This is a genomic window from Endozoicomonas sp. G2_1 (genome assembly GCF_017744155.1).
Classification (GTDB): domain Bacteria; phylum Pseudomonadota; class Gammaproteobacteria; order Enterobacterales; family Alteromonadaceae; genus JAGHQT01.
Genome location: NZ_JAGHQT010000022.1, coordinates 35,337 through 59,031, shown reverse-complemented (window position 1 = coordinate 59,031; position 23,695 = coordinate 35,337). Strand labels below are relative to the sequence as shown.

Genomic DNA, 23,695 nt, shown 5'->3' with positions numbered 1-23,695 from the left:
ATTCTGTACTATAAAACTTATTAAGTTTGTATATAGACATTCATCAAGATAAATTCGTTGCCGAAGCAACTTTTAGTTGAATCTATCATCGTCGTGAATGCCCACACACATTGCATGATAACTACTTGTTAAAGAACTGAATCTTGCGATTCAAACAAAACATCGCACTCGTGCTTTGTTGCTGCTCTCTCGTTGAGAGCGGATGCGCATTTTACGCTTCCTAGTTTTGATGTCAACAACTTTTTGAATTTTTTTTCAAATCGTTTTTCTAAGTTATCTGACCCGTTTACCTAGTATATTCACCAACTAAACTTATCAAAACACTTCGTTGGGCTGCCCCGTGGAAGTGGATGCGCATTTTAGAGATTTTTATCTGGCCGTCAACACTTATTTTAACATTTTTTCGTTTCTTGGGTTAAACGCTCAAATAAGCAACAGAATTTAACCAAAATGCCGAATTGTGTTCAATAAAACATCATCAGCAATTACAAATGAACTAAAACATCGTTGATTGACTCAACTTTCACCGAAGGAATCGCCTCGTCATCTTGATACTGACTAGTAACTAAAAAACGTTTTTTAACACCTGCGTTGCAGGCCGCTGCCATATCAGAGCCTTTATCACCAATAAAAACACTATTAACTAAGTCGAGTTGGTGTTCTTGTTGAGCTTGCATGATCATTCCGGGTTCGGGTTTTCGACAGCCACATGTTCGCACGTATTCGTTAACACCTTTATCGGGGTGATGTGGACAGAAATAAACGTCAGTTATCTCGACACTTTGCTCGGCGAACTGTTCAACCATCCATTTAGTTAACTTTTCAAAGTCTGCTATTGTGTAATAACCACGGGCAATTCCCGCTTGGTTGGTAATGACAAAAATTTTATAGCCCAGTTGCTGCGCTTTTTGACACAGAGCAAAAATGCCGTCGACAAAATCAAATTCTTCTATTTTGTGAACATAGCCATGATCGATATTAATAATACCATCGCGATCGAGAAACAGTGCTTTTTGCATGCTTTATCATATACCTTCAAATAAGATGTTTGTTGTGTACATATACGCTCTTTGTCATCCATGACGTCACGCTATAACGTTGGTCTTGAATATCTAACCCGATTATCATCAATGATATTGGTCGTTATAAAGATAAAAGGCGAGTATAACTCGCCCTTTATCAATTCTCTATGGATTCGCAATTAAACGTGCATCATAGGCGAATTACATACACAAGCCGCCATCAATCTCGACAACGCGACCCGTGAAGAACTCATTTTCAAAAATATACTGAACCGTATGGGCAATTTCATCGGCTTCGCCTAAACGGCCTACTGGTTTCATATTTTCTAGTCGTTCACGCATTTCAGGTTTCATCGCATCAGTCATTGCTGTGCGAATAACACCAGGAGCTATCGCACCAACTCGAATACCATGGCGACCAAGCTCACGTGCCCATGTTACTGTCATGGCAACCACGCCCGCTTTAGAGGCAGCATAGTTGGTTTGTCCCATATTACCTTGACGGGCAATCGACGACATATTAATGATCACGCCTTTGCGATTGTTTTCAATCATGTGCACTGCGGCTTCACGACCACATAGAAAAACGCCGGTTAAGTTAACATCAATCACTGATTGAAACTGTTCCAATGACATTTTCTTGGTGACTTGGCCGTCTTTAGCCTTAACAAACATGCCATCTCGCAAAATACCGGCATTGTTGATCAAACCATCAAAGCCGTTAAAATCGCTATTTATCGCTTGAAATGTCTGCTCTACCTCTTGCTCAACGGTAACATTAGCAAGATAAAATTTTGCCTCCGAGCCAGCTTGCTCAACTAAATTAACGGTTTCTTGCAAACTATCTTCATTTAAATCGATAAGTACTAGCTTGGCACCTTGTTGTGCCAAGTTCACCGCCATAGCACGGCCTAACCCTTGACCACCACCAGTAATAACAATGACTTTGTCTTGTAAATTCATATAACGTTAACGCCTTTATTTACTGTTGTTTATCAAACAAACTAAAAATGCTAGAGAAATCTCTTGAGCCATGACCGCCTGCTGCATGCATAGCATAGAGACTACGAGCTAATGCCCCCATAGGTGTTGACGATTGGCTCAACAATGCGGTTTCCATTGCTAAACCGAGGTCTTTGGCCATTAAATCAACCATGAAACCACCTTGATAACCATTTGACGACGGCACATTTTCCATCACATTGGGACACGGGTTGTAGACATCGAGCGTCCAGTTGCTACCTGAACTCTTCGACATAATCTCCGACAACACTTTAGGATCCAGACCATTGCTAATACCCAATTGCAACGCTTCTGACGTGCCAACCATTAGCACTGACAACAACATGTTATTGCACACTTTGGCAATTTGTCCGGCGCCGAGGTCACCAGCATGGAAAATATTTTTTCCCATATTTTCAAGTACTGACGAAGCTCGTTCAAAATGATTAGCACTCCCTCCGACCATAAAGCTCAAGGTACCCGCTACTGCTCCACCAACACCACCAGAAACTGGCGCATCAATAAAACCAATACCCTTTTCAGCTAAGGCATTGCCAACTTGCTGCGCGGTTTGATGATCTATAGTAGAACAATCAATCACTAAGCTATTGGGATTGATGGCATCAATCAAACCGTTGTGACCCACACTATCGTTACCCAGGCTCTTTTCTCCCAAGTAAAGGCCGGCAACATGCTTACCCGCAGGTAACATAGAAATGACATATTCGGCGCCAACGACGCTTTCGTTTGCGCTAGCGGCAACCGTCGCACCGTTTTCTTTAGCCGTACTTAAAGCTTGTTCAGATAAGTCAAAAACATTGACTTTGTGACCCGCTTTAACCAGATTGGCTGCCATTGGGCCGCCCATATTGCCTAAGCCAATAAATGCAATATTCGCCATAATGAACTCCTATTAAACTTGCTCTAACTCAGCCAATGGGTGACTTTCTGCTTGCCATGGTGTTTCAAAAAACCAAGCAAGTGTTTTTGCATCAACCTCTTCAACGTTGCTAAAGTGCCAATTAGGCTGGTTGTCTTTGTCAATAAGTAACGCACGAACACCTTCGCAAAATTCACCAAACTGGCCTGATTTCACTGAGAGCCCAAGCTCTAATTTAAAACACTCAGCCAAGGTCATCGACTGCGCTTGTTGTAATTGCTGATAAACTAAATGCGCACTCATCGGACTGCCATGTGCGAGGGATTTTTGCGCTTTGTTAAACCATTTATCTTCAATATCGACTGAAATAATCGCATCAACAATTGCAACTAGGTCTGGCTGTTGAATCACTTGATTAATTAAGCTTTGATGCTGTTTTAACTGCGAATTAGGCAACGAAGCTTTAACATCTTGCTCAAAGCTTTGTAGGACATCACTTAACTTATCGTGGTTAAGCGCTATGGTATCGCCCCACTTTACTTCACTAAGCGCTGTTAACAGTTGCTGCTTGTGCTCGTTTAATAAGAAAAAGTCTGCCATTTTGGTATATTTAGCATCTGCAGCATTAATAGAGGCTCCAGTTAAACCGAGGAAAAGCCCACAATTTTCTGGCATTCTATTTAAAAAGTAAGAGCCGCCAACATCAGGATATAAACCTATACTAATTTCCGGCATGGCAATTCTGGAACTTTCAGTCACTACTCTATGACTGGCACCAACCATTAAGCCCAAACCGCCGCCCATAACAATACCTTGACCCCAAACTAAAAACGGCTTGTTAAAGGTGTGAATAAGATAATCAAGTTGATATTCTTTGGTGAAGTACTGCTCTAAAGCAGGAACAGACTTATCTTTTGCGTCGCTGTTTGCTGTTGTTGTATTTTCTTTCATCGCGCTTTCTGTCATAGCATTGTACATGTGCACAATATCACCACCAGCACAGAAAGCTTTGTCACCGCTGCCTTGCAAAAAGATCATCACAATATCGTCATTGTCTCGCCACTCTAGTAGTTTAGGCATCAACAAATCGATCATGTCACCACTTAGTGCATTAAGTGAGCGCGGTGAATTCAACGTAGCCACCGCTATTTTTTTATCAGTTAAGCAGTTAACTTCTTCAAAAAGGACCACTTCTTCAGACATAATATGTACTCTTAAAATAGGTTGTAAAATTTACTTATTTTGCCAAACAGGTGGGCGTTTCTCTAAAAAGGCATTGACGCCTTCCCGTTGGTCTTGAGAGTCAAATAACTCAACAAATGCAGTGCGTTCTTGCGGCAAATTGTCGGTCAAGCTGCGCTGACGATGTCCTTGCACTAACTTCTTACAAGCGGCTACAGCAACTGGACTTTGCTTACTGACTTTTTGCGCTAAGTCTAAAGCAGCGGATAAACTTGTACCCTTTTCGACGACTTCTTCTACCAGCCCGATGCGTTCTGCGCGCTCGGCATCAACCCGTTCGCCACACAAAATCATACGTTTAGCCCAACCTTCACCAACTAAAATGTGAAGATTTTGTGTGCCGCCAGCACATGGCAACAAACCGACTGTCGCTTCCGGTAAAGCCATTTGGGCACCTTGCTCAGCAATGCGTAAATCACAGGCTAATGCTACTTCTAAGCCGCCGCCCATGGCATAGCCATTAATTGCTGCAATCGATACCCCGCGAAAATTACTCAAGGTTTCAAATGCCTGACCAAAAATATCCGCCATTTCAGCGGCAACTTTTTTGTCGCCATCAGCAAATACTTTTAAATCTGCACCAGCAGAGAAGAACTTGTCACCATCGCCCGTTAATACTAGGGCATAAATATCGCAGTCGCGATTGAGCGCTAACACCAAATCACGCAGCTCTGCCAGGCTGTCAAAAGTCCAGGTGTGGGCAGGAGGGTTGTTAAAGGTAACAACCGCAGTATTCGCTATTTTTTCCAACTTTAAATTAGACATCAGCTTACTCCTTATCTGAAATGTTATAATATTTGACCGGCGCCTTCGGCGAGTAATCTTCGGGCGATGATCACTCTCATAATTTCATTGGTACCCTCAAGGATTTGATGAACTCGTACATCTCTAAAATGACGCTCAAGCGGATACTCTTTGATGTAACCATAACCGCCGTGAATTTGCAGCGCGGCATCACAAACTTGAAAACCAATATCGGTGGCTAAGCGCTTGGCCATTGCACAATAAGCGGTTTTTTCAGCATCGTTACTATCGAGCTTAAAAGCAGCTAATCGCACTAATTGTCTCGCTGCGACAAGTTCTGTCGCCATATCTGCTAATTTAAATTGCAACCCTTGAAAAGCTGCAATAGGTTTGCCAAATTGCTCGCGCTCTTTCATATATTCGGTTGCTGTTTCTAATGCCTGTTGCGCTGTGCCAATAGAACAAGTGGCGATATTAATTCGGCCGCCGTCGAGTCCTTTCATCGCAAAAGTAAAACCTTCACCTTCATTACCTAACAAGTTATCAATGGAAACTTTAACGTTGTCGAATGTCACTAGCCTAGTGGGTTGGGCATTCCAGCCCATTTTTTCTTCAGCTTTGCCGTAAACAATACCTTCGGCGTCAGCTGGAATAACTAAAGCGGAAATCCCCTTTGGCCCGGGTTCTCCAGTTCGCACCATAACGACCAAAACATCGGTTTCACCTGCGCCTGAAATAAACATTTTTGAGCCATTAACGATGTAATGTTCACCGTCTCGTTTAGCGCTGGTTCGCAGTGAAGCTGCATCAGAACCTGAACCCGGCTCAGTTAAACAGTACGAGGCAAGCTGCTCCCCCGAGACTAAACTAGGACACCATTTGTCTTTTACTGACTCAGTGCCCCAGCTCGCGATCATCCATGTTGCCATATTATGAATCGTTAGCATCGCAGTCGTTGCCGTGCAGCCTGTTGCCAACTGCTCAAAAATAATTGATGCGTCGAGACGACTTAACCCCAAACCACCAGCGTCTTCTGGTGTGTAAAGGCCACAAAAACCAAGTTCACCGGCTTTTTGGATAACGTCTTTTGGAAAGGTGTGCTGCGCATCCCACTTAGCCGCATGTGGCGCAAGTTCTGCGTCAGCAAACTGCTTCGCAGTATCAGCAAACATTTGCTGATCTTCTGTCATATTAAAGTTCACTAGATTATCCCCGATAACGCTTGTCGAGCAGATATTGTCTGTATTGTTATTTTTCTGCTTTGAACAAGTTATTGCTGTTGTAAATATTTAATCGCCTCGCTATAACCAAATAGCAATAGTGAGGGTGTATTTTTGTCAGTGTTGCACTTTGAACTAACGCTTGAAAATTATCGTTATTTTGCATTGTTCAAGACAAATATAATGGTTGCTGGGCTAACCAATGGTGCCCAGCTTATATAAACTCAGTTGAACTGTCAGTTGGCTGTATCAACTGATGCATATTAACTCTTTATAGAGTCTCTATCGCCATGGCGACAGCTTCACCGCCACCAATACACAAAGAGGCGACACCTTTAGACAAGCCTCTATTTTTAAGCGCGTGAATAAGTGTCACTAAAATACGAGCACCACTCGCGCCAATTGGATGACCAAGCGCACAAGCACCGCCATTGACGTTTACTTTTTCACTGTCGAGTTCTAACTCTTTAATCGCCAGCATAGTAACCATGGCAAAAGCTTCATTAATCTCAAACAAGTCAACATCACTAATTTGCCAATCAATCTTATTCAGTAACTTTGTCATGGCACCAACTGGCGCAACCGTAAACTCTGCCGGTTCCTGTGCATGACTGCTATGGCCGAGTACTTTACACAAAGGCGTTAAGCCACGTTTTTGTGCTTCAGACAATTTCATCATGACTAATGCTGCAGCACCATCTGAGATCGAACTAGAATTAGCAGCAGTGATAGTGCCGTCTTTTTTGAAGGCTGCGCGCAAGCTTGGAATTTTTTCAGGACGTGCATTTCCCGGTTGTTCATCAGTGTCAAAAACTGTATCACCGCGACGCGATTTGACTGTCACTGGTGTCACTTCATTGTTAAATGCGCCTGACTCAATTGCTTGATTAGCACGCGCAAGTGATCGCAAGGCAAATTCGTCCATTTGCTCACGGGTAAAGCCTGTATCGTCTGCCGTATCTTGAGCAAAACAGCCCATAGCAATACCGTCATAGGCATTTTCTAAGCCGTCCATCATCATGTGATCGAATACTTGGCCGTGCCCCATGCGCATACCTTGACGCCCTTTTGGCAACATATATGGCGCGTTAGTCATGCTTTCCATACCACCAGCAACCGCGATATCAACTGAGCCTGCTGCGATAGCATCATGTGCTAACATCGCTGCTTTCATGCCTGAACCACACACTTTGCTTACAGTAGTTGTCGCCGTTGACAATGCTAAGTCAGCACCTAGTGTTGCTTGGCGCGCCGGCGCTTGTTTTAAGCCAGCACTTAACACACAGCCCATGTACACTTCATCCACATCGTTGTTAGCAAGTTTTGCTTGCTCAACCACTGACTTAATCGCTACTGAGCCTAACTCAGGAGCACTAACACTAGACAAACCGCCCATAAAACCACCCATGGGTGTTCTTGATGCCGAGACGATAACAATAGGATCTGCTGAAGACATAATGTTTCCTTTAATTCAAAAAAGCTCGTTCAAACTAAGCCGATACGTTTTTATTATGGTTAGCTTTGAGGCTAGAAACGCTGTTTGCCTTGTAAAATCAAAAACTAAGACAACACCAACATTAAAACCACAACCAAAGACTTACCTTTACGCAAACGTAAACTTATAACTAAGCTACCAAAATACTAGTCCACAATTCTACCTTACGCTGAGATATCAATCTCTTTCGAATCGCTTAACTTCGCTATAACTGTAACTTATAGCTTACAGTTGAATAATTCCCATCAATATCCAATGACATTGTAAGTAACCACCAAACTTTACCTTTACGTAAACTTACACTAGCATGAAATTACACTTAATTCGTTAATATAAATTATTAGAAAACAACCATGACTGACCATTTCAAGACAAGCAATACAAGTAATGGGCAAAAAACGTATGTCATAGGAGAACTTGCCAAAGAGTTCGACATTACTACTCGCAGCATTCGCTTTTATGAAGATCAAGGGTTACTCGCACCATCAAGACGTGGTCAAACTCGTATTTACAGTCAACGGGATAGAGTTCGATTAAAACTGATTTTACGCGGCAAACGCTTAGGCTTTTCACTAGCCGAAACGGGTCGCTTATTTGAGCTTTACGACACCGATAAAACGAGCAAAACACAATTGGTCACGATTATGGATTTAATCGCTGATAAAAAAGCCGTATTACAGCAACAATTACAAGATATCGATGTTGTTCTCACCGAACTCGACAGCCTAGAGCAAAGCTGTCAACAAACACTTGATAAGCTCATTGCAGAATAATAACAGTCGACTAAGCAACGACACACAACAATATACAAATTACGAATAATTAAACAAATAACAGCAGGTAAGGAATTTTCATGATTTCTCAATTTAGTTCTTTAAACTTCAACCTTGGCGAAACTGTCGACATGATCCGCGATCAAGTTAATGCTTTTGCCCGTGATGAAATTGCACCGCGCGCAGCGCAAATTGATCATGACAATGAATTCCCTCACGATTTATGGCGCAAGTTTGGCGACATGGGCTTACTTGGCATGACTGTTGACGAAGAATACGGCGGTTCTGGTTTGGGTTATTTAGAACACGTTGTTGCCATGCAGGAAATCAGTCGAGCTTCCGCTTCGGTTGGTTTGAGCTACGGCGCTATGTCTAACTTGTGTTTAAACCAATTAAACAAAAACGGCAGCCACGAACAAAAGTTAAAATACTTACCTAAATTGTGTAGTGGTGAGCACATTGGTGCCTTGGCAATGTCTGAACCCAATGCTGGCTCTGATGTTGTGAGCATGAAGTTACGCGCCGACAAACAAGGTGATAAATACATTTTAAACGGCAACAAAATGTGGATTACCAATGGCCCAGACGCTCATGTATTCATTATTTACGCCAAAACCGATACCAGCGCTGGTTCAAAAGGCATTACGGCATTTATTGTTGAGCGCGATTTTCCGGGTTTTAGTCGTCACCAAAAGCTCGATAAGCTTGGCATGCGCGGTTCAAATACCTGTGAGTTAGTCTTTGAAAACTGTGAAGTGCCTGCCGAAAACATTCTCGGCGAAGAAGGCAAAGGTGTCAAAGTACTGATGTCTGGTCTTGATTACGAGCGCTTAGTTCTCTCTGGTGGCCCATTGGGCATTATGGACGCTTGCATGGATTTGGTCGTGCCATATATTCACGACCGCAAACAATTTGGTCAATCTATTGGTGAATTTCAGCTAGTACAAGGCAAAGTTGCCGACATGTACACTCAAATGAATGCCGCAAAATCATATGTTTACTTAGTTGCACAGGCCTGTGATCGAGGCGAAACCACCCGTAAAGATGCCGCTGGCGTTATTCTTTACTCTGCAGAACTCGCCACCAAAATGGCGCTTGATGCTATTCAACTTTTAGGTGGCAACGGCTATATCAACGAGTTTCCTGCCGGCCGTCTATTGCGCGATGCCAAACTCTATGAAATTGGCGCCGGTACCTCTGAGATACGCCGTATGCTTATCGGTCGTGAGCTTTTTAACGATTCTAAATAAGCTGATTTAAAAACTTGAGACATTGAATAACTAATATCAATGAACATAAAGAAACTGTTGAACTCATTTAAGTAGGTGTTTTGTGGCTAAAATAGTGTCAAAAATAAATACACGCAGCGCTGACTTCGTTGAAAACGCTGCCCATATGCAGGCTCAAGTTGATGACCTGACGGCGAAAATTGGACAAATAAAACAAGGTGGCGGTGATAAAAGTCGCGAACGCCACTTGTCGCGCGGTAAGCTATTGCCAAGAGATCGCGTTAACGCATTACTCGATCCCGGTTCGGCATTTCTCGAATTCTCGCAACTGGCAGCATATCAAGTTTATCAAGATAACGTGCCGGCGGCGGGCATCATTACTGGCATTGGCCGTGTCGGTGGCCAAGAATGCGTCATTGTCGCTAATGATGCCACGGTAAAGGGCGGAACCTATTACCCACTAACGGTTAAAAAACATTTGCGCGCTCAAACCATAGCGCAAGAAAACAACTTACCGTGTATTTACTTGGTTGATTCAGGCGGCGCCAACTTGCCAAACCAAGACGATGTTTTTCCCGACAAAGAACACTTTGGTCGCATCTTCTTTAACCAAGCCAATATGTCGGCACAAAACATTCCCCAAATCGCTGTTGTCATGGGCTCTTGTACCGCTGGTGGTGCCTATGTGCCAGCAATGGCTGACGAGTCGATCATCGTTAAAGAACAAGGAACTATTTTTCTCGCGGGCCCACCTTTGGTGAAAGCCGCCACTGGTGAAGTGGTGAGCGCCGAAGATTTAGGTGGTGCCGATGTCCACTGTAAAACTTCTGGTGTTGCCGATCACTACGCACAAAACGATGATCACGCATTGCACTTAGCGAGAACCGCAGTTGCTAACTTAAATCGCGTAAAACCGATGCAATTAAACATCGAAGCGGTTCAAGCCCCAGCCTATAAGGTTGAGGAGATTTACGGCGTTATTCCAAAAGACGCTCGTCAGCAATATGACGTTCGTGAAGTCATCGCTCGTATTGTCGACGGTAGTGAGTTCGACGAATTTAAAGCGCTTTATGGCAACACCTTAGTGTGTGGCTTTGCACGCATTTTTGGTTACCCCGTCGGTATTGTTGCTAATAACGGCATATTGTTTGGTGAGTCAGCACAAAAAGGTGCTCACTTTGTCGAGCTCTGTGCTCAACGCAAAATTCCGTTGGTATTTTTGCAAAACATCACTGGCTTTATGGTAGGTCAACAATACGAAGCTGGTGGTATTGCCAAACATGGCGCCAAAATGGTGACCGCGGTCGCCTGTGCTCAAGTACCTAAGTTTACTGTCTTAATCGGCGGTAGTTTCGGTGCTGGTAACTATGGTATGTGTGGCCGAGCTTATGACCCAAGATTTTTATTTATGTGGCCCAATGCCCGCATCTCAGTAATGGGTGGTGAGCAAGCCGCTGGTGTACTCGCACAAGTAAAAACAGACCAACTTGAAAAACGTGGTGAAACGTGGAGCGAACAAGAACAAGCCGCGTTTAAACAACCAATTATTGATGACTACGAACATCAAGGACATCCGTATTACGCATCTGCTCGTTTGTGGGACGATGGTGTTATCGACCCAGCCGATACTCGCCAAGTACTAGGGCTAGCTATTTCAGCCTCGCTTAACAAACCAATTGAAGATACCCGTTTTGGTATTTTCCGCATGTAATTGGACATTCACTTAAATTAGTGAGGTAAAAACTATTATGAGTACAACCACTCACCTTGATAATGCAATAGCAGAGCAAGTTACGGGAAAAGCAAAAGATATCTCTGAAAATAAAGTTATTTGCGAAATAAGTGATAGCGGCGTTGCAACGGTAACCTTGAATAATCCAGATAAACACAATGCTTTTGATGACACTGTCATCGAGACCTTAACAACAACCTTTACTAACTTAGCCAACGCCCCTCAAGTTAAGGTTGTGGTTTTGGCTGCAAATGGTAAGAGCTTTTCTGCGGGTGCTGACTTGAACTGGATGAAGCGTATGGCGAGTTACAGCTATCAAGAAAATCTCGCTGATGCCAACGCCCTAGCTCAGATGCTTAAAACCCTCAATTTTATGCCTAAGCCTGTGATCGGCAAAATCCAAGGAGCTGCTTTTGGTGGCGCCGTTGGCTTAGCCAGTTGTTGCGATATCGTGGTCGCGAGCACAAAAGCGAGCTTTTGCCTAAGCGAGGTGAAACTTGGCTTGATCCCAGCAACCATCAGTCCTTATGTGGTCAATGCTATCGGGTTAAGCGCATCTCGTCGTTACTTTATGACTGCCGAGCGCTTCTTCGCCAACAAGGCTGCTGAGCTAGGTTTAGTTGACGAAGTTGTCGAACCAGAATTGCTTGATCAAAAAGTCGATGAGTTTGTCACCTTACTATTAGCCAACGGGCCCGACGCTGTTCGCCAAGCAAAACAACTGGCCTTTGACGTTGCCTATTGTGACTTAAACCAAGGTATTAACGACGATGTTTTGGCTGATACCAGCGTCCGCATCGCCAACATTCGGACATCGCCAGAAGGTCAAGAAGGTTTAAGCGCTTTTTTTGACAAGCGCCAACCCCAGTGGCAACAGCAAGTAAATCAGCACCCCTCATCAGTTCAGCAAAGACAAGCACATGACGGAAACGAATAATATGACTCTCTCTAATCCTATCGATGTAAAAAAAGACTGTGCTAACATCAAGCGTTCAGAGCGCCAAATGTTCAGTAAAATTTTGATTGCTAACCGCGGTGAAATTGCCTGCCGAGTAATCAAAACCGCAAGACGCATGGGAATACTTACCGTTGCCGTATATTCAGATGCCGATGTTGATGCCTTACACGTAACAATGGCTGACGAAGCTGTCTACTTGGGGCCATCACCGTCACGAGACAGCTATTTAGTCGCTGACAAAGTAATTGCCGCAGCAAAGCGCACTGGCGCTCAAGCGATTCATCCGGGCTATGGTTTTTTATCTGAAAATGCTGAGTTTTGTCGACTTTGTGCTGACAACGACATTACCTTTATCGGGCCACCAGTTGACGCCATTGAAGCAATGGGCTCTAAATCGGCAGCCAAAAGCATTATGGAAAAAGCGCAAGTGCCGCTGGTTCCGGGCTACCACGGCGATGCCCAAGACGAAGCTATTTTGAAACAAGCAGCTGATGATATGGGCTACCCAGTGCTACTCAAAGCTACCGCAGGTGGTGGTGGTAAAGGTATGCGACAAGTTTGGCAAGCTGGGCAATTTAGCGAAGAACTTGCCGCCGCTAAGCGCGAAGCACTTAACGGCTTTGGCGACGACACCATGTTGGTTGAAAAGTATTTAACTCAACCTCGTCATGTTGAAATTCAAGTATTTTGTGACAATCACGGCAACGCGGTGTATTTATTTGAACGCGATTGCTCAGTACAACGTCGTCACCAAAAGGTTATTGAAGAAGCCCCTGCGCCTGGGATGAGCGAGACACTGCGAGCTGAAATGGGCCAGGCGGCAATAAAAGCAGCGCAAGCCATCGGCTATTGTGGTGCGGGTACTGTTGAGTTTTTGCTCGATGTCGATCCAAGCACCGGCCGCAGCGCTTTCTACTTCATGGAAATGAACACGCGTTTACAAGTGGAGCATCCAGTTACCGAATATATTACCAAGCAAGATTTGGTTGAATGGCAACTTCGCGTAGCAGCCAACGAAACGTTACCAAAAACACAGGCTCAACTCTCTATTCACGGTCACGCTTTTGAAGCGCGAATTTACGCTGAGGATGCCAACAATGATTTCTTGCCTGCCACCGGCACGCTAAATTTCTTACAAGCACCTACAGAAAGTGAACATGTTCGCGTTGACACTGGGGTTTTACAAGGTGACGAAGTCAGTGTTTATTACGATCCTATGATCGCTAAGCTCGTAGTTTGGGACGAAAATAGAGATAAAGCGCTACAACGTTTGGCAAAAGCGCTGTCGGAATACCGCATCAGCGGTGTTACCACCAATATCGACTTTTTATACAATTTAGCGACCTGCCCTGCGTTTGTTGAAGCTGATCTAGATACTGGATTCATTGAGAAACATCACGAGCAAATTTTTCACAATGGCCCCGTTCAAGATAATCAAGCACTGGCTGACAACCTAGTAATGGCGGCGCTCTATTTAGTATTGGCAAAAGCGAATACGGCTAACAAAAAAGCTTTGTTGAGTAGTGACAGCAACTCTCCTTGGCACCAAGCCAACCACTGGCGAGCCAACGAAGCCAACAAACAATCTTTATCATTAAGACCTGAACTCGGCAACAGTGACGACACATTCGACATTGAAGTAGAACACTTAAACAACCGAGATGGTGACGCCGCAACGCAAGCTTATGCCATTAGTATTAACAACGGCACTGTCATTAAGTGCCAAGGTAGCTTAAATAGCGATCAACTGCTGACCACGATCAACGGTTATCGCAGTGAGGCATCAGTACATATCAATAAAACGAGTACTGACGATGTTATTACCCTATACCGACAAAATGGTGCATTCAATTTCACCCAACTAACGCCTGATTTAGGCGATAGTGATAGCCAAACAGATAACGGCGGCTTGATTGCACCAATGAACGGCACTGTGGTCAGTGTACTGGTTGAAGCGGGCACTGAGGTTGAAGCAGAACAAGCGTTAATGATTATGGAAGCCATGAAAATGGAGCACACCATTAGAGCACCACATGCAGGTACAGTCGAAAGTGTTTTTTACCAAACCGGTGATATGGTTGATGGTGGTGCTGAACTGCTGAGCTTTAATGTTAATGAGCAGGAGTAGCGATATGACTCTTTCAGGGCTTAATCAGTCATTGCCAGAATTTGTCAACATTGTAGAAGTAGGACCGAGAGACGGCCTACAAAATGAACAAGAGCCTATTAGTGCTGAAGACAAAATTAGTTTAGTGAATCAACTCAGCGATGCTGGTTTAAAAAAAATTGAGGCCGGTAGCTTCGTTTCACCTAAATGGGTCCCGCAAATGGCGACCTCTACGGATGTTTTTGCCGGTATTCGACGTCAAACTGGGGTTAGCTACACCTGCTTAACACCCAACATGAAGGGGTTTGAAGCCGCCCTCGCCGCTGGTGTTGACGAAGTTGCTGTGTTCGGTGCCGCTTCAGAGCAATTTAGCCAAAAAAACATTAACTGCTCGATTGACGAAAGTATCGAGCGTTTTATTCCGTTAATTGAGTCGGCTAAAAAAGCAAACCTGCCGGTGAGAGGTTATGTCTCGTGTGTGGTTGGCTGCCCATATCAAGGAGATATTGAGCCAGAACAAGTCGCCGCTGTTGCCAAACGTCTACTTGATTTAGGCTGCTATGAAATTTCTCTTGGTGACACTATAGGTGTCGGCACTCCAGCGAGTGTCGCGAAAATGTTACAGGCAGTGACAGCGCTTGTTCCTAGGGAGAAGCTCGCCGTTCACTTCCACGATACCTATGGCCAAGCGTTAGCAAATATTTACAGCGCATTACAATTTGGTATTAACACGATTGACGCTGCAGTTGCTGGCCTCGGTGGCTGTCCTTATGCTAAAGGCGCATCCGGCAATGTCGCGACCGAAGACGTCGTTTATCTGCTCAACGGCCTTGACATAAAACACGATGTTAATTTCGATTTACTGCTGGAAACCGGCTGGTTTATCAGTGACAAATTGGGCAAAGACCCAGTGTCAAAAGTATCACTGGCCTATCGAGCTAAGCCCTAACCCGGCACCCGTGACAAAACATATGCGACAAAATAAAGACTAAAAGCAAATACTAAAAATAAGTACCAAAACAAAAATTCAAACGAAAACATTTTTCGACAGAATTGTTTCAACAGATTGATAAGGAGCTAACGATGGCTGGATTTGACAAAGTAGTGTCAAGTTATGAACAAGCTATGGCAGGTCTCGAAGACAATATGACAGTGATCGCTGGTGGCTTTGGCCTATGCGGTATTCCCGAGAACTTAATCGCCGAGATTAAACGCAAGAAAACCAAAGGGCTCACGCTTGTTTCAAACAACTGCGGCGTTGATGATTTTGGCTTGGGTGTATTACTTGGCGATCGACAAATAAAAAAAATAATCGCTTCTTATGTTGGTGAAAATGCGGAATTTGAACGACAAATGATGTCGGGCGAGCTAGAGGTTGAGCTTACTCCACAAGGCACTCTGGCTGAAAAAATGCGAGCCGGCGGTGCTGGTATTCCCGCGTTTTACACGGCAACGGGTTACGGTACTCCGGTTGCCGAGGGCAAAGAATCACGAGAATTCGACGGTCGTCACTACATTTTAGAAGAGTCAATAAAAGGTGACTTTGCCATTGTAAAAGCGTGGAAAGCCGATCGTTATGGCAATTTAGTCTTTAGAAAAACAGCCCGAAATTTTAATCCAATGGCGGCGACAGCGGGAAAAATCACGGTTGTTGAAGTTGAAGAAATTGTCGAACCGGGACAATTAGATCCCGATCAAATTCACACCCCAGGTATTTATGTCGATCGATTGATCCAAGGTAGCTTTGAAAAGCGCATAGAACAGCGCACTATCAATCAATCGGCGACGACCAACGGCGATAAATAATCGACAGCATAGGAGAATTCTCATGGCTTTATCTCGTCAGCAAATCGCTATGCGCGTCGCGCAAGAGCTCAAAGATGGTTATTACGTTAACCTTGGTATTGGTATTCCAACACTTGTTGCTAATTATGTTCCCGACGGCATCGAAGTAATGTTGCAATCAGAAAATGGCTTATTGGGGATGGGGCAATTCCCGACCGAACAAGAACTTGACGCCGATATGATCAATGCGGGTAAACAAACCGTTACTGCAATCACAGGCGCATCAATATTTGACTCAGCAGAATCGTTTGCGATGATTCGCGGTGGTCACGTCGACTTAACCGTACTCGGCGCATTTGAAGTTGACGTTGAAGGTAATATCGCGTCGTACATGATTCCTGATAAGCTGATTAAAGGCATGGGCGGCGCCATGGATTTAGTCGCCGGAGCTGACAATATTATCGTCACTATGACCCATGCATCAAAACACGGTGAATCAAAATTGTTAACTGAGTGCTCTCTTCCCCTTACGGGTAAAGGGTGTATTAAAAAAGTGCTCACTGATCTGGCTTTTATCGAAATTAAAGACGGTAAATTTCATTTACTCGAGCGAGCGCCTGGGGTCAGCGTCGATGAAATTGTGCGATTAACGGCAGGTGAACTGGTTGTTCCAGAGCATGTCCCTGAAATGACAGTATAGTGATAACAGCTTATTAACCAAACTCAAAAATTTGTTTTACACAATCATAACAGGTAGCCATATTTTAATGCAGAGGGCTTATGCCCTCTGTCTATATTTCAAGCAAAAGCGTGTCAAAATTATTACACTACGTTTAATTTACCACCACTAACTGCCTGATTTAAAATCAAAAATACTAATACCTTAAATTGTCACACGATTTTTAAAATTTACTTGCATTAGATCAAATATTTAGCAATACTTTTAGTTGACAAAGAAAAGGCAACACATATGAAAGTATGTTACGCAAAGCTTCCGGCCTAAGGTTTAAGTTATTTAATAACAAAAACTATGGTAGCGGGGTTACCTCGATGAAAGGATGCAGAGGTTTTTTCTTTTTATTAATCCCATTTAAGTTTTATTAGGTTATTAAAAATGAAAAAATTATTATTAGTTTCTACCATTTCAGCTTTAACTTTAACGTCTGTGTTTGCGGCACCTCAGGTACGCGCTGACGATGTGGCACAAAACCTTTGCCAGTACGTAGCAGCAGATGACAAAAAACGCTTACGTTCTTTCTTAAAGATGAACAAACTTAAAATCCGCAGTGTTTTTAAAGGCGTTCAATGTAATGGTCAAAACTTACTAGAATTTGCTGCAGCTAGAGGTTCTGTGAAAACAGGTTCTTTAATGATTAGTAAGCTACCAAAGAAAACGGTATCAGCTAATTTAGCAGTAATTCAATCAGGAACACCTTTGTTTGACGCCGCTAACGCTCGCGTTAGCAGCTAATAATTATTAGTGGAAATTAATACCAATTTTTTTCTATTAATAATTTGTCAGCAATCTAAAAACCAGCGCCTAGCGCTGGTTTTTTCTTTTTTAAAGACAATAATTTAGTTAAGCTATTGAATAACCTGAGTTCTGGATAATAAATGGCTTTACAGTAGCTATTTTCATCGCTAACAGCGTTAAATTCACTTGCAGTAGACAAACTATTGACGCGTAAATTTGCCTTGCTATCGAAGAAAGTCCCTAACTGTAAAGAAATAAGGTACTAGGTCAATTTAAAATAACTAATTTAACTCACATCTTAACCAGATCTCAGGTTAAGCAGGGATAAAGAACCGACGAAGGACGGCAGTTAAACTCAATGGCTACTAAAAAAACCTATCGCGGCAGCAAGAATGCGTTAGTACTCACCGGCGGTGGTGCCCGAGCGGCTTACCAGGTTGGCGTGCTCTCTGCTATTGCTAAGTTTATGCCTCGCAACCACGGCATTCCCTTCCCTATTATTTGCGGCACCTCAGCCGGTGGTATCAATGCAACGGCACTTGCTTGCTACGCATCTTGTTATCACTTAGGCGTAAAAAAGCTCGAATGGGTCTGGAAAAACCTCAATACCTGTAAAATATTTTACAGTGACGCTGGCAGAACCTTTGGCCACTTAAGCGCGGGTATGTTAGCGAGTTTCCAAGCCGACTACGCCAACAAACAAGCGCGTAGTTTACTCAACAATGCACCACTTAGAGAGTTGCTCAATAACGTTTTAGACTTCAAACGCATCGATGATAATTTACGCCGAGGTTATTTGACCGCTTTATCGATTACTGCTTCAAGCTATAGCAGTGGTGATTCCATCAGTTTTTATCAAACTGATAAAGCGATTGAACCATGGGCTCGTGCCAAACGGCGCGGGTTAAAAAGTCAAATCAACAGCGAACACTTGATGGCATCAGCCGCTATTCCACTAGTTTTTCCATCGATAAAACTCAACGGAGAGCATTTTGGCGATGGTTCAATTCATCAGTTATCGCCGCTTAGCCCAGCCATTCACCTAGGCGCCAAACGTTTGTTAATTGTTGGTGTTGAACAGCCTAAAGAGCCGCTGCACGCAATGGAAAACAACCCTCACCCGCCAACAGCGGCTACTATCGCTGGTCATATGCTCGACACTATTTTTTCTGACACGTTACAAAGTGATCTAGAGCGTATGGAGCGGATTAATGAAACCATTGCGCTAATTCCAGAAGAAAATAGAGGTGAGCAAAATTCAGGCCTTGGCCTACAGCATATTGATAGCCTGTTGATCAATCCTAGTCATGACTTCAATGCCATCGCAGCCGAGTATTATCACGAACTCCCAATGACAGTGAAATTGTTACTTCGCTCAATAGGTATCAGTAATGATTCTGAATCGAGTTTGACCAGTTACTTGTTATTCGAAAAGCGCTATTGCAAGCGCTTAATCGAATTGGGCTTTAACGACGCAATGGCACAAGAGCAAGAAATCCGAGCGTTTTTGTCTATATAGCTGATGGCTTATAATTACTGTCTTAGGCACACCAACTAACTTCCTTCATGAATAAAGTGCTCAGCGCGTTCAACCCTGCGCGGTTTACCTCTCAGTACTAAAGTATCTTGCTCTTGCAATACAGTGGTGCCAACTGGTTGCTCAGACTCTATGCCATTGCGTTTTAAGACGATAATATCAACACGGCGACTGGTAAAATCTAAAGACTCTATGGTCTTGCCGACCGCGTATGAATTTTCGGTTAGCAAAACACCGTGGGCAAACTCAATTCGCTCGATAGCATCAGGGCTCATATCGGTATGCTCACCTTGGAAGAAGCCATGAAGGTGGTTGTAGTGGTTTTTACGCTCTTTTTGAACATGACGAACAATACGAGCAAAAGGCACACCGGTTAATGACAGAACTTGAGAAACCAGCATCAAACTGCCTTCCAAGCTTTCCGGTACGACCTCATTAGCACCAGCATCTTTAAGAGCATCCAGCTGGGCATCGTTTCGGGTTCTCACTAAAATAGGGACATTAGGCGCTAAACTCCTCACCTTTTGTGTAATCTCAATAGACTTTTTATCTTCACCAAAAGCAATCACTACTAGACGCGCTTTATCTAAATGAGCCGCTTCTAAAAGTTCGGCCTGACTTGAAGAGCCGAATAACACGTTTTCCCCTGCTTCACGTGCTTTCGTGGTGCGCAGTGGATCAATATCAATCGCGACAAAATCAATTTTCTCTTGCTTGAGAAAGCGGCTTACAGTTTGCCCAATACGACCAAAACCACAAATAATTACGTGATTTTCAAGCTCTGCTTGTTCAGGCAGTTCATTGAGCTCATCATAGCCCTTGTGCTTGTCTTTGGTAAACCGGCCTGCCCATTTACGCGCGTTGTCGACCATATATGGAGTCACTGCCATACTGATAACACCAGCCCCCAGTAGCAGTGAGGCAACGTCAAGCGGTAGTAAATTGACTTGACTGGCAAGGGCAATCAGAACAAAGCCAAACTCCCCCATTTGAGCCAACATTAAACCACTGGCTAAGGCATCTTTTTTGTGCTCTCCTGCCCGCAGAGCAAGCACATATATAACCAATACTTTAATCGCCATAAACGCCAACATCACGCCGATAATTTGTAGTGGTGAGCTGATCAAATAACCAACATCGAGTTTCATGCCAACGGTAACGAAGAAAAGCCCGAGTAAAATATCGCGATAAGGTCGAATGTCTGCCTCTAACTGATGCTTGTACTGGCTTTCGCCAAGCATCATCCCTGCTAAGAATGCCCCTAATGCCATCGACAAACCAAATGACTGAGTTAAACTTGACGCCACTAAAGTCACCAACAGCGTAGTTAAAACAAACAGTTCATCAGTTCGCACTTGAGCAACTAAGTTAAACAAACGCGGCAGTAACCATTTACCAGCAAAAAACAATAAACCGACAACTAACACCCCTTTGACCAGCGCCACCAACAATGCCCACACCATAGTAAAGCCGGTATCTTGCGCCAGCATCGGGGTAATAATAAGCAGTGGCACCACAGCGATATCTTGGAACAGTAAAATGGCCACAGATAGCTGACCTGATTTGCGTTTTATGCCGCCAGATTCACTGAGCTGACGAATAACAATCGCTGTCGATGACAAGGCAATAATGCCGCCAATCACAATAGCAGTTGTGAAGCTTTGACCAAAGAGCATGGCGGCAACAGTGAATAACACTAATGATATTCCCACCTGCAAGCTGCCAACGGCAAACACCAAATGCCGCATTGCCATTAATTTAGGTACAGAAAATTCTAAACCTAGAGTAAACAACAGAAAAACAATACCAAGTTCAGCGAAGTGCTCGTAGTCAACGTGCTCTTGCGCCCATGCCAGGCCGTGCTCTCCCACTAACATGCCAGCCACTAAGTACGCTAAAATAGCCGGTAAGTGCAGGCGTCTAAACAACCACACACAAAACACAGCTATCGTCAGTATTGCTAAAATTTCTAAATGTCCGGTCACAAATTCCCTACCTTTGAATCATTGTTAGTACGAGTTATACAATGTGAAGATTGCCAATAATTATTTTTGTTCTAGGTTTTTCTGCTAATTATGGCTTTATGAAGAGCGATCAGCGTCAGCATAGTTATTTTTATACCAAGCCGTTAGCAAGTGTTCAATCTTATCTAACGCTAAATGTTCTCGACAAGCATCGGCTACCCGCTCAATGGCGTGCTCTTGATGGGCGTCGAAATCAAATTTCTGATTGATTTCACTACCAAGCCAATTCACCAGTAGCGATACGGTGTCGATATGGTCAAATAAGCCATGAACATAACAGCCAGCTATTTGATTGTCTTGGCTGAGCAAGCCAGCTTGGTGCTGGCCTATTGCCACGATTGGCTCAAAACACTCTGAAACAGCAGCTTTGGACTCAACAACACTGGGCTCAACAATACTGATGCCAGCGTGAATTTCATAGCCGTTAAACTGTGCTTGCTGGCCCGATAAATTTAACCAGCCTGAGACATTTTTTAAGGTTTTTTGCTCGGCCAATGTCGTGGTAATGGGCAAATAGGCTAACCCCTCAGATTGGCCCGGTTGCCCTTCTACGCCATGTGGATCTGCAATAGTTTGCCCCAGCATTTGATAACCACCGCAAATGCCAAAGACTTTGCCACCGTAACGCAAGTGGCGCGCTATTTGTCGATGCCAGCCTTGTTCTTTTAAAAAAGTGAGATCATCGCGAACATTTTTGCTACCGGCGAGCATAATCAAATCTACTGGCGGTATTTGGCTTTCTTGATTGGGCTGACCATACACAAACTGGCAATCTATCTCTGGGTGCAAACGCAAGCAATCGAAATCGGTATGATTACTCATTCGCGGCGTCACTAAGACTGCAATACGCACTTTAGCCTGAGAGTTATCTTGCTCAGTGGCAATGGCATCTTCTTGCGCGATCTCCAGTTGATGCAAATAAGGTAATACACCTAGTACAGGTTTAGCTGTTTTCTGCTCAAGCCAGTCTAAGCCTGACTGCAGTAGTGCAATATCACCGCGAAAGCGATTAATAACAAAACCAACCACACGATCTTGCTCTGATTGAGACAACAGCGCCAAAGTGCCCACCAAGTGAGCAAAAACGCCGCCTTTATCAATATCGGCAATAATTACCACAGGGCAATTAACTTCTTCAGCAAAGCCCATATTGGCAATATCACCAGCGCGTAGGTTAATTTCTGCGGGACTACCTGCACCTTCAACACAAATAAGTTCGAAACGCTCAGACAACCTTTGGTGTGATTCTAGGACAGCGTTCATCGCAACTTTTTTGTAGTTGTGATACTGACCCGCTTCCATTGCTCCATTGCCACCTGTTAGCGCTTTGCCATGAACAATCACTTGTGCCCCGGTATCTGAGCTAGGTTTGAGTAATATTGGATTAAAATCGACTTCAGCGGGCACTCTTGCCGCTTTCGCTTGCACGGCTTGAGCTCGACCTATTTCACCGCCGTCTTCAGTGACTGCACTGTTCAAGGCCATATTTTGCGGCTTAAACGGTGCCACCCGATAGCCCATTTGCGACCAAACACGACAAAGACCTGCAACCAAGGTGCTTTTACCGGCATCAGAGGTTGTACCTTGTATCATCAGTGTTTTTGCTGGCGTTTTTGTTGGCATTAGCGGTAACTCATCTAACTCGGTTATTTGCTACCTGGTTGACCATAATACTTGATTATAAGCATCTAAAAAATAATAAATAATTTCTTTGCTAACGCTTTTAATATAAGCTCAAACAATCTATTGAAAGCAATTGACCCAAGAGCAATTTTAGCCAATGCGACTCTCGCTAGTTTTCTTATTTTTTTGCAGCACGTTACTGTTGGGCTGTGCGCAAACACCACCGGTAAAGCCACACGGTGAGCACTTAATCATGCCGTTTAATCAGTTATTAAAAAATTGGCACGTTGAGCAAACACTATCCAATGGCGTCCAGCAAATTACTTGGCATCAACCGTTGGTAAACAAGGCTTACAATCCTCAAAATAACAAAGACAGCAATAAGGCCGAGCACCAACTTGTTTTAACTATTCATCAAAAAGCGACATTCGATTTAAAAGCTCAACAAGCCATCGCTAATCAACCGGGCCAAATGAGCTGCGATGCATTTACCAGTAAAAAACGAGTACTGGCTACTGATGTAAAATGGCCACAGCCCAATGCTCGATTAGTGTGGTTTAGCCGCTGCCAAAACAACAATGGTTTTAATGCAGGTATTTTGCACTTTATGGCCCAAGGAAAAGAGGTTTTTTATCATTTACAACGCAGTTGGCACAATTCATTAACCGCGACCTCGTTGAAGCAGTGGTATCAATATTTTGAACAAATTTATTTGTGCGACACAACAGATATTACTAAACCATGTCCATCTGAAAAATAACGGCTAAAACAGGCGTTTTCGTCATTTTTCAGTTTTAACGTTGCCATTAACCGGTGAACTATTTATTAAACGAATGCGTTTAATTTGT

General features: G+C 43.7%; 20 protein-coding genes and 1 riboswitch. Of the genes, 11 read left to right on the top strand and 9 right to left on the bottom strand.

Going from position 1 to position 23,695, the window contains the following annotated elements:
• Positions 1-485 precede the first annotated feature (485 nt).
• From gmhB to J7384_RS17600, 7 genes are all read right to left on the bottom strand, one after another.
• Positions 486-1,019 (bottom strand): D-glycero-beta-D-manno-heptose 1,7-bisphosphate 7-phosphatase, encoded by a 534-nt coding sequence (gene gmhB / locus J7384_RS17630; protein ID WP_209115858.1) that lies wholly within the window; start codon positions 1,017-1,019, stop codon positions 486-488.
• Positions 1,020-1,223: 204 nt separating this feature from the next.
• A complete protein-coding gene (locus J7384_RS17625; protein ID WP_209115857.1) occupies positions 1,224-1,985 on the bottom strand; it encodes an SDR family oxidoreductase in 762 nt (253 codons plus the stop codon).
• Between the two features lie 19 nt (positions 1,986-2,004).
• Positions 2,005-2,925 carry a 3-hydroxyisobutyrate dehydrogenase gene (mmsB, locus tag J7384_RS17620; protein ID WP_209115856.1) on the bottom strand — a complete coding sequence of 307 codons (921 nt, stop codon included), beginning with the start codon at positions 2,923-2,925 and terminating at the stop codon, positions 2,005-2,007.
• Positions 2,926-2,937: 12 nt separating this feature from the next.
• Positions 2,938-4,107, bottom strand: coding sequence for an enoyl-CoA hydratase/isomerase family protein (locus J7384_RS17615; protein ID WP_209115855.1), 1,170 nt, complete (start codon positions 4,105-4,107; stop codon positions 2,938-2,940).
• 30 nt (positions 4,108-4,137) lie between these two features.
• Entirely contained in the window at positions 4,138-4,914 is a 777-nt protein-coding gene (locus J7384_RS17610; RefSeq protein ID WP_247741852.1) for an enoyl-CoA hydratase, read from the bottom strand.
• A 20-nt stretch (positions 4,915-4,934) separates the two neighbouring features.
• Positions 4,935-6,092, bottom strand: a complete 1,158-nt coding sequence (locus tag J7384_RS17605) for an acyl-CoA dehydrogenase family protein (RefSeq protein WP_209115853.1) — start codon at positions 6,090-6,092, stop codon at positions 4,935-4,937.
• Positions 6,093-6,381: 289 nt separating this feature from the next.
• Positions 6,382-7,566 (bottom strand): acetyl-CoA C-acyltransferase, encoded by a 1,185-nt coding sequence (locus tag J7384_RS17600; protein ID WP_209115852.1) that lies wholly within the window; start codon positions 7,564-7,566, stop codon positions 6,382-6,384.
• Between the two features lie 392 nt (positions 7,567-7,958).
• Between J7384_RS17600 and J7384_RS17595 the strand changes: the two genes are divergently transcribed.
• The 10 genes from J7384_RS17595 (at position 7,959) to J7384_RS17550 (ending at position 19,182) form a co-directional block, all read left to right on the top strand.
• On the top strand, positions 7,959-8,378 hold the full coding sequence (locus J7384_RS17595) for a MerR family DNA-binding transcriptional regulator (protein WP_209115851.1): 420 nt from the start codon (positions 7,959-7,961) through the stop codon (positions 8,376-8,378).
• Positions 8,379-8,458: 80 nt separating this feature from the next.
• Positions 8,459-9,628 carry an isovaleryl-CoA dehydrogenase gene (locus tag J7384_RS17590; RefSeq protein ID WP_209115850.1) on the top strand — a complete coding sequence of 390 codons (1,170 nt, stop codon included), beginning with the start codon at positions 8,459-8,461 and terminating at the stop codon, positions 9,626-9,628.
• Positions 9,629-9,710: 82 nt separating this feature from the next.
• Positions 9,711-11,318 (top strand): carboxyl transferase domain-containing protein, encoded by a 1,608-nt coding sequence (locus tag J7384_RS17585; RefSeq protein ID WP_209115849.1) that lies wholly within the window; start codon positions 9,711-9,713, stop codon positions 11,316-11,318.
• A gap of 37 nt (positions 11,319-11,355) precedes the next feature.
• The gene (locus tag J7384_RS17580; protein ID WP_247741846.1) at positions 11,356-12,276 is read left to right on the top strand and encodes an enoyl-CoA hydratase/isomerase family protein; all 921 of its coding nucleotides are present in this window, start codon (positions 11,356-11,358) and stop codon (positions 12,274-12,276) included.
• 67 nt (positions 12,277-12,343) lie between these two features.
• Positions 12,344-14,425 carry an acetyl/propionyl/methylcrotonyl-CoA carboxylase subunit alpha gene (locus J7384_RS17575; protein ID WP_209115861.1) on the top strand — a complete coding sequence of 694 codons (2,082 nt, stop codon included), beginning with the start codon at positions 12,344-12,346 and terminating at the stop codon, positions 14,423-14,425.
• 4 nt (positions 14,426-14,429) lie between these two features.
• On the top strand, positions 14,430-15,353 hold the full coding sequence (locus tag J7384_RS17570; protein ID WP_209115848.1) for a hydroxymethylglutaryl-CoA lyase: 924 nt from the start codon (positions 14,430-14,432) through the stop codon (positions 15,351-15,353).
• A 134-nt stretch (positions 15,354-15,487) separates the two neighbouring features.
• Positions 15,488-16,210: a CoA transferase subunit A gene (locus J7384_RS17565; protein ID WP_209115847.1), complete on the top strand. Its 723-nt coding sequence runs from the start codon at positions 15,488-15,490 to the stop codon at positions 16,208-16,210.
• 22 nt (positions 16,211-16,232) lie between these two features.
• Positions 16,233-16,889 (top strand): 3-oxoacid CoA-transferase subunit B, encoded by a 657-nt coding sequence (locus tag J7384_RS17560; protein WP_209115846.1) that lies wholly within the window; start codon positions 16,233-16,235, stop codon positions 16,887-16,889.
• 250 nt (positions 16,890-17,139) lie between these two features.
• Positions 17,140-17,239: riboswitch (cyclic di-GMP riboswitch) on the top strand.
• A gap of 64 nt (positions 17,240-17,303) precedes the next feature.
• On the top strand, positions 17,304-17,660 hold the full coding sequence (locus tag J7384_RS17555) for a DUF3718 domain-containing protein (protein WP_209115845.1): 357 nt from the start codon (positions 17,304-17,306) through the stop codon (positions 17,658-17,660).
• Between the two features lie 361 nt (positions 17,661-18,021).
• Positions 18,022-19,182 (top strand): patatin-like phospholipase family protein, encoded by a 1,161-nt coding sequence (locus J7384_RS17550; RefSeq protein ID WP_209115844.1) that lies wholly within the window; start codon positions 18,022-18,024, stop codon positions 19,180-19,182.
• Between the two features lie 35 nt (positions 19,183-19,217).
• Here the strand turns inward: J7384_RS17550 and J7384_RS17545 are convergent, their stop codons facing one another.
• Positions 19,218-21,185 carry a monovalent cation:proton antiporter family protein gene (locus tag J7384_RS17545; protein WP_209115843.1) on the bottom strand — a complete coding sequence of 656 codons (1,968 nt, stop codon included), beginning with the start codon at positions 21,183-21,185 and terminating at the stop codon, positions 19,218-19,220.
• Between the two features lie 96 nt (positions 21,186-21,281).
• The gene (locus J7384_RS17540) at positions 21,282-22,847 is read right to left on the bottom strand and encodes a cobyric acid synthase (protein WP_209115842.1); all 1,566 of its coding nucleotides are present in this window, start codon (positions 22,845-22,847) and stop codon (positions 21,282-21,284) included.
• Between the two features lie 157 nt (positions 22,848-23,004).
• Between J7384_RS17540 and J7384_RS17535 the strand changes: the two genes are divergently transcribed.
• Positions 23,005-23,607, top strand: coding sequence for a hypothetical protein (locus J7384_RS17535; RefSeq protein WP_209115841.1), 603 nt, complete (start codon positions 23,005-23,007; stop codon positions 23,605-23,607).
• Positions 23,608-23,695 lie beyond the last annotated feature (88 nt).

What these genes read in the sequence shown, in the direction of transcription:
- gmhB (WP_209115858.1), bottom strand. Translation starts at nt 1,019, where the DNA reads ATGCAAAAAGCACTGTTTCTCGATCGCGATGGTATTATTAATATCGAT.
- J7384_RS17625 (WP_209115857.1), bottom strand. Translation starts at nt 1,985, where the DNA reads ATGAATTTACAAGACAAAGTCATTGTTATTACTGGTGGTGGTCAAGGG.
- mmsB (WP_209115856.1), bottom strand. Translation starts at nt 2,925, where the DNA reads ATGGCGAATATTGCATTTATTGGCTTAGGCAATATGGGCGGCCCAATG.
- J7384_RS17615 (WP_209115855.1), bottom strand. Translation starts at nt 4,107, where the DNA reads ATGTCTGAAGAAGTGGTCCTTTTTGAAGAAGTTAACTGCTTAACTGAT.
- J7384_RS17600 (WP_209115852.1), bottom strand. Translation starts at nt 7,566, where the DNA reads ATGTCTTCAGCAGATCCTATTGTTATCGTCTCGGCATCAAGAACACCC.
- J7384_RS17595 (WP_209115851.1), top strand. Translation starts at nt 7,959, where the DNA reads ATGACTGACCATTTCAAGACAAGCAATACAAGTAATGGGCAAAAAACG.
- J7384_RS17590 (WP_209115850.1), top strand. Translation starts at nt 8,459, where the DNA reads ATGATTTCTCAATTTAGTTCTTTAAACTTCAACCTTGGCGAAACTGTC.
- J7384_RS17580 (WP_247741846.1), top strand. Translation starts at nt 11,356, where the DNA reads ATGAGTACAACCACTCACCTTGATAATGCAATAGCAGAGCAAGTTACG.
- J7384_RS17575 (WP_209115861.1), top strand. Translation starts at nt 12,344, where the DNA reads ATGTTCAGTAAAATTTTGATTGCTAACCGCGGTGAAATTGCCTGCCGA.
- J7384_RS17570 (WP_209115848.1), top strand. Translation starts at nt 14,430, where the DNA reads ATGACTCTTTCAGGGCTTAATCAGTCATTGCCAGAATTTGTCAACATT.
- J7384_RS17565 (WP_209115847.1), top strand. Translation starts at nt 15,488, where the DNA reads ATGGCTGGATTTGACAAAGTAGTGTCAAGTTATGAACAAGCTATGGCA.
- J7384_RS17560 (WP_209115846.1), top strand. Translation starts at nt 16,233, where the DNA reads ATGGCTTTATCTCGTCAGCAAATCGCTATGCGCGTCGCGCAAGAGCTC.
- J7384_RS17555 (WP_209115845.1), top strand. Translation starts at nt 17,304, where the DNA reads ATGAAAAAATTATTATTAGTTTCTACCATTTCAGCTTTAACTTTAACG.
- J7384_RS17550 (WP_209115844.1), top strand. Translation starts at nt 18,022, where the DNA reads ATGGCTACTAAAAAAACCTATCGCGGCAGCAAGAATGCGTTAGTACTC.
- J7384_RS17540 (WP_209115842.1), bottom strand. Translation starts at nt 22,847, where the DNA reads ATGCCAACAAAAACGCCAGCAAAAACACTGATGATACAAGGTACAACC.
- J7384_RS17535 (WP_209115841.1), top strand. Translation starts at nt 23,005, where the DNA reads ATGCGACTCTCGCTAGTTTTCTTATTTTTTTGCAGCACGTTACTGTTG.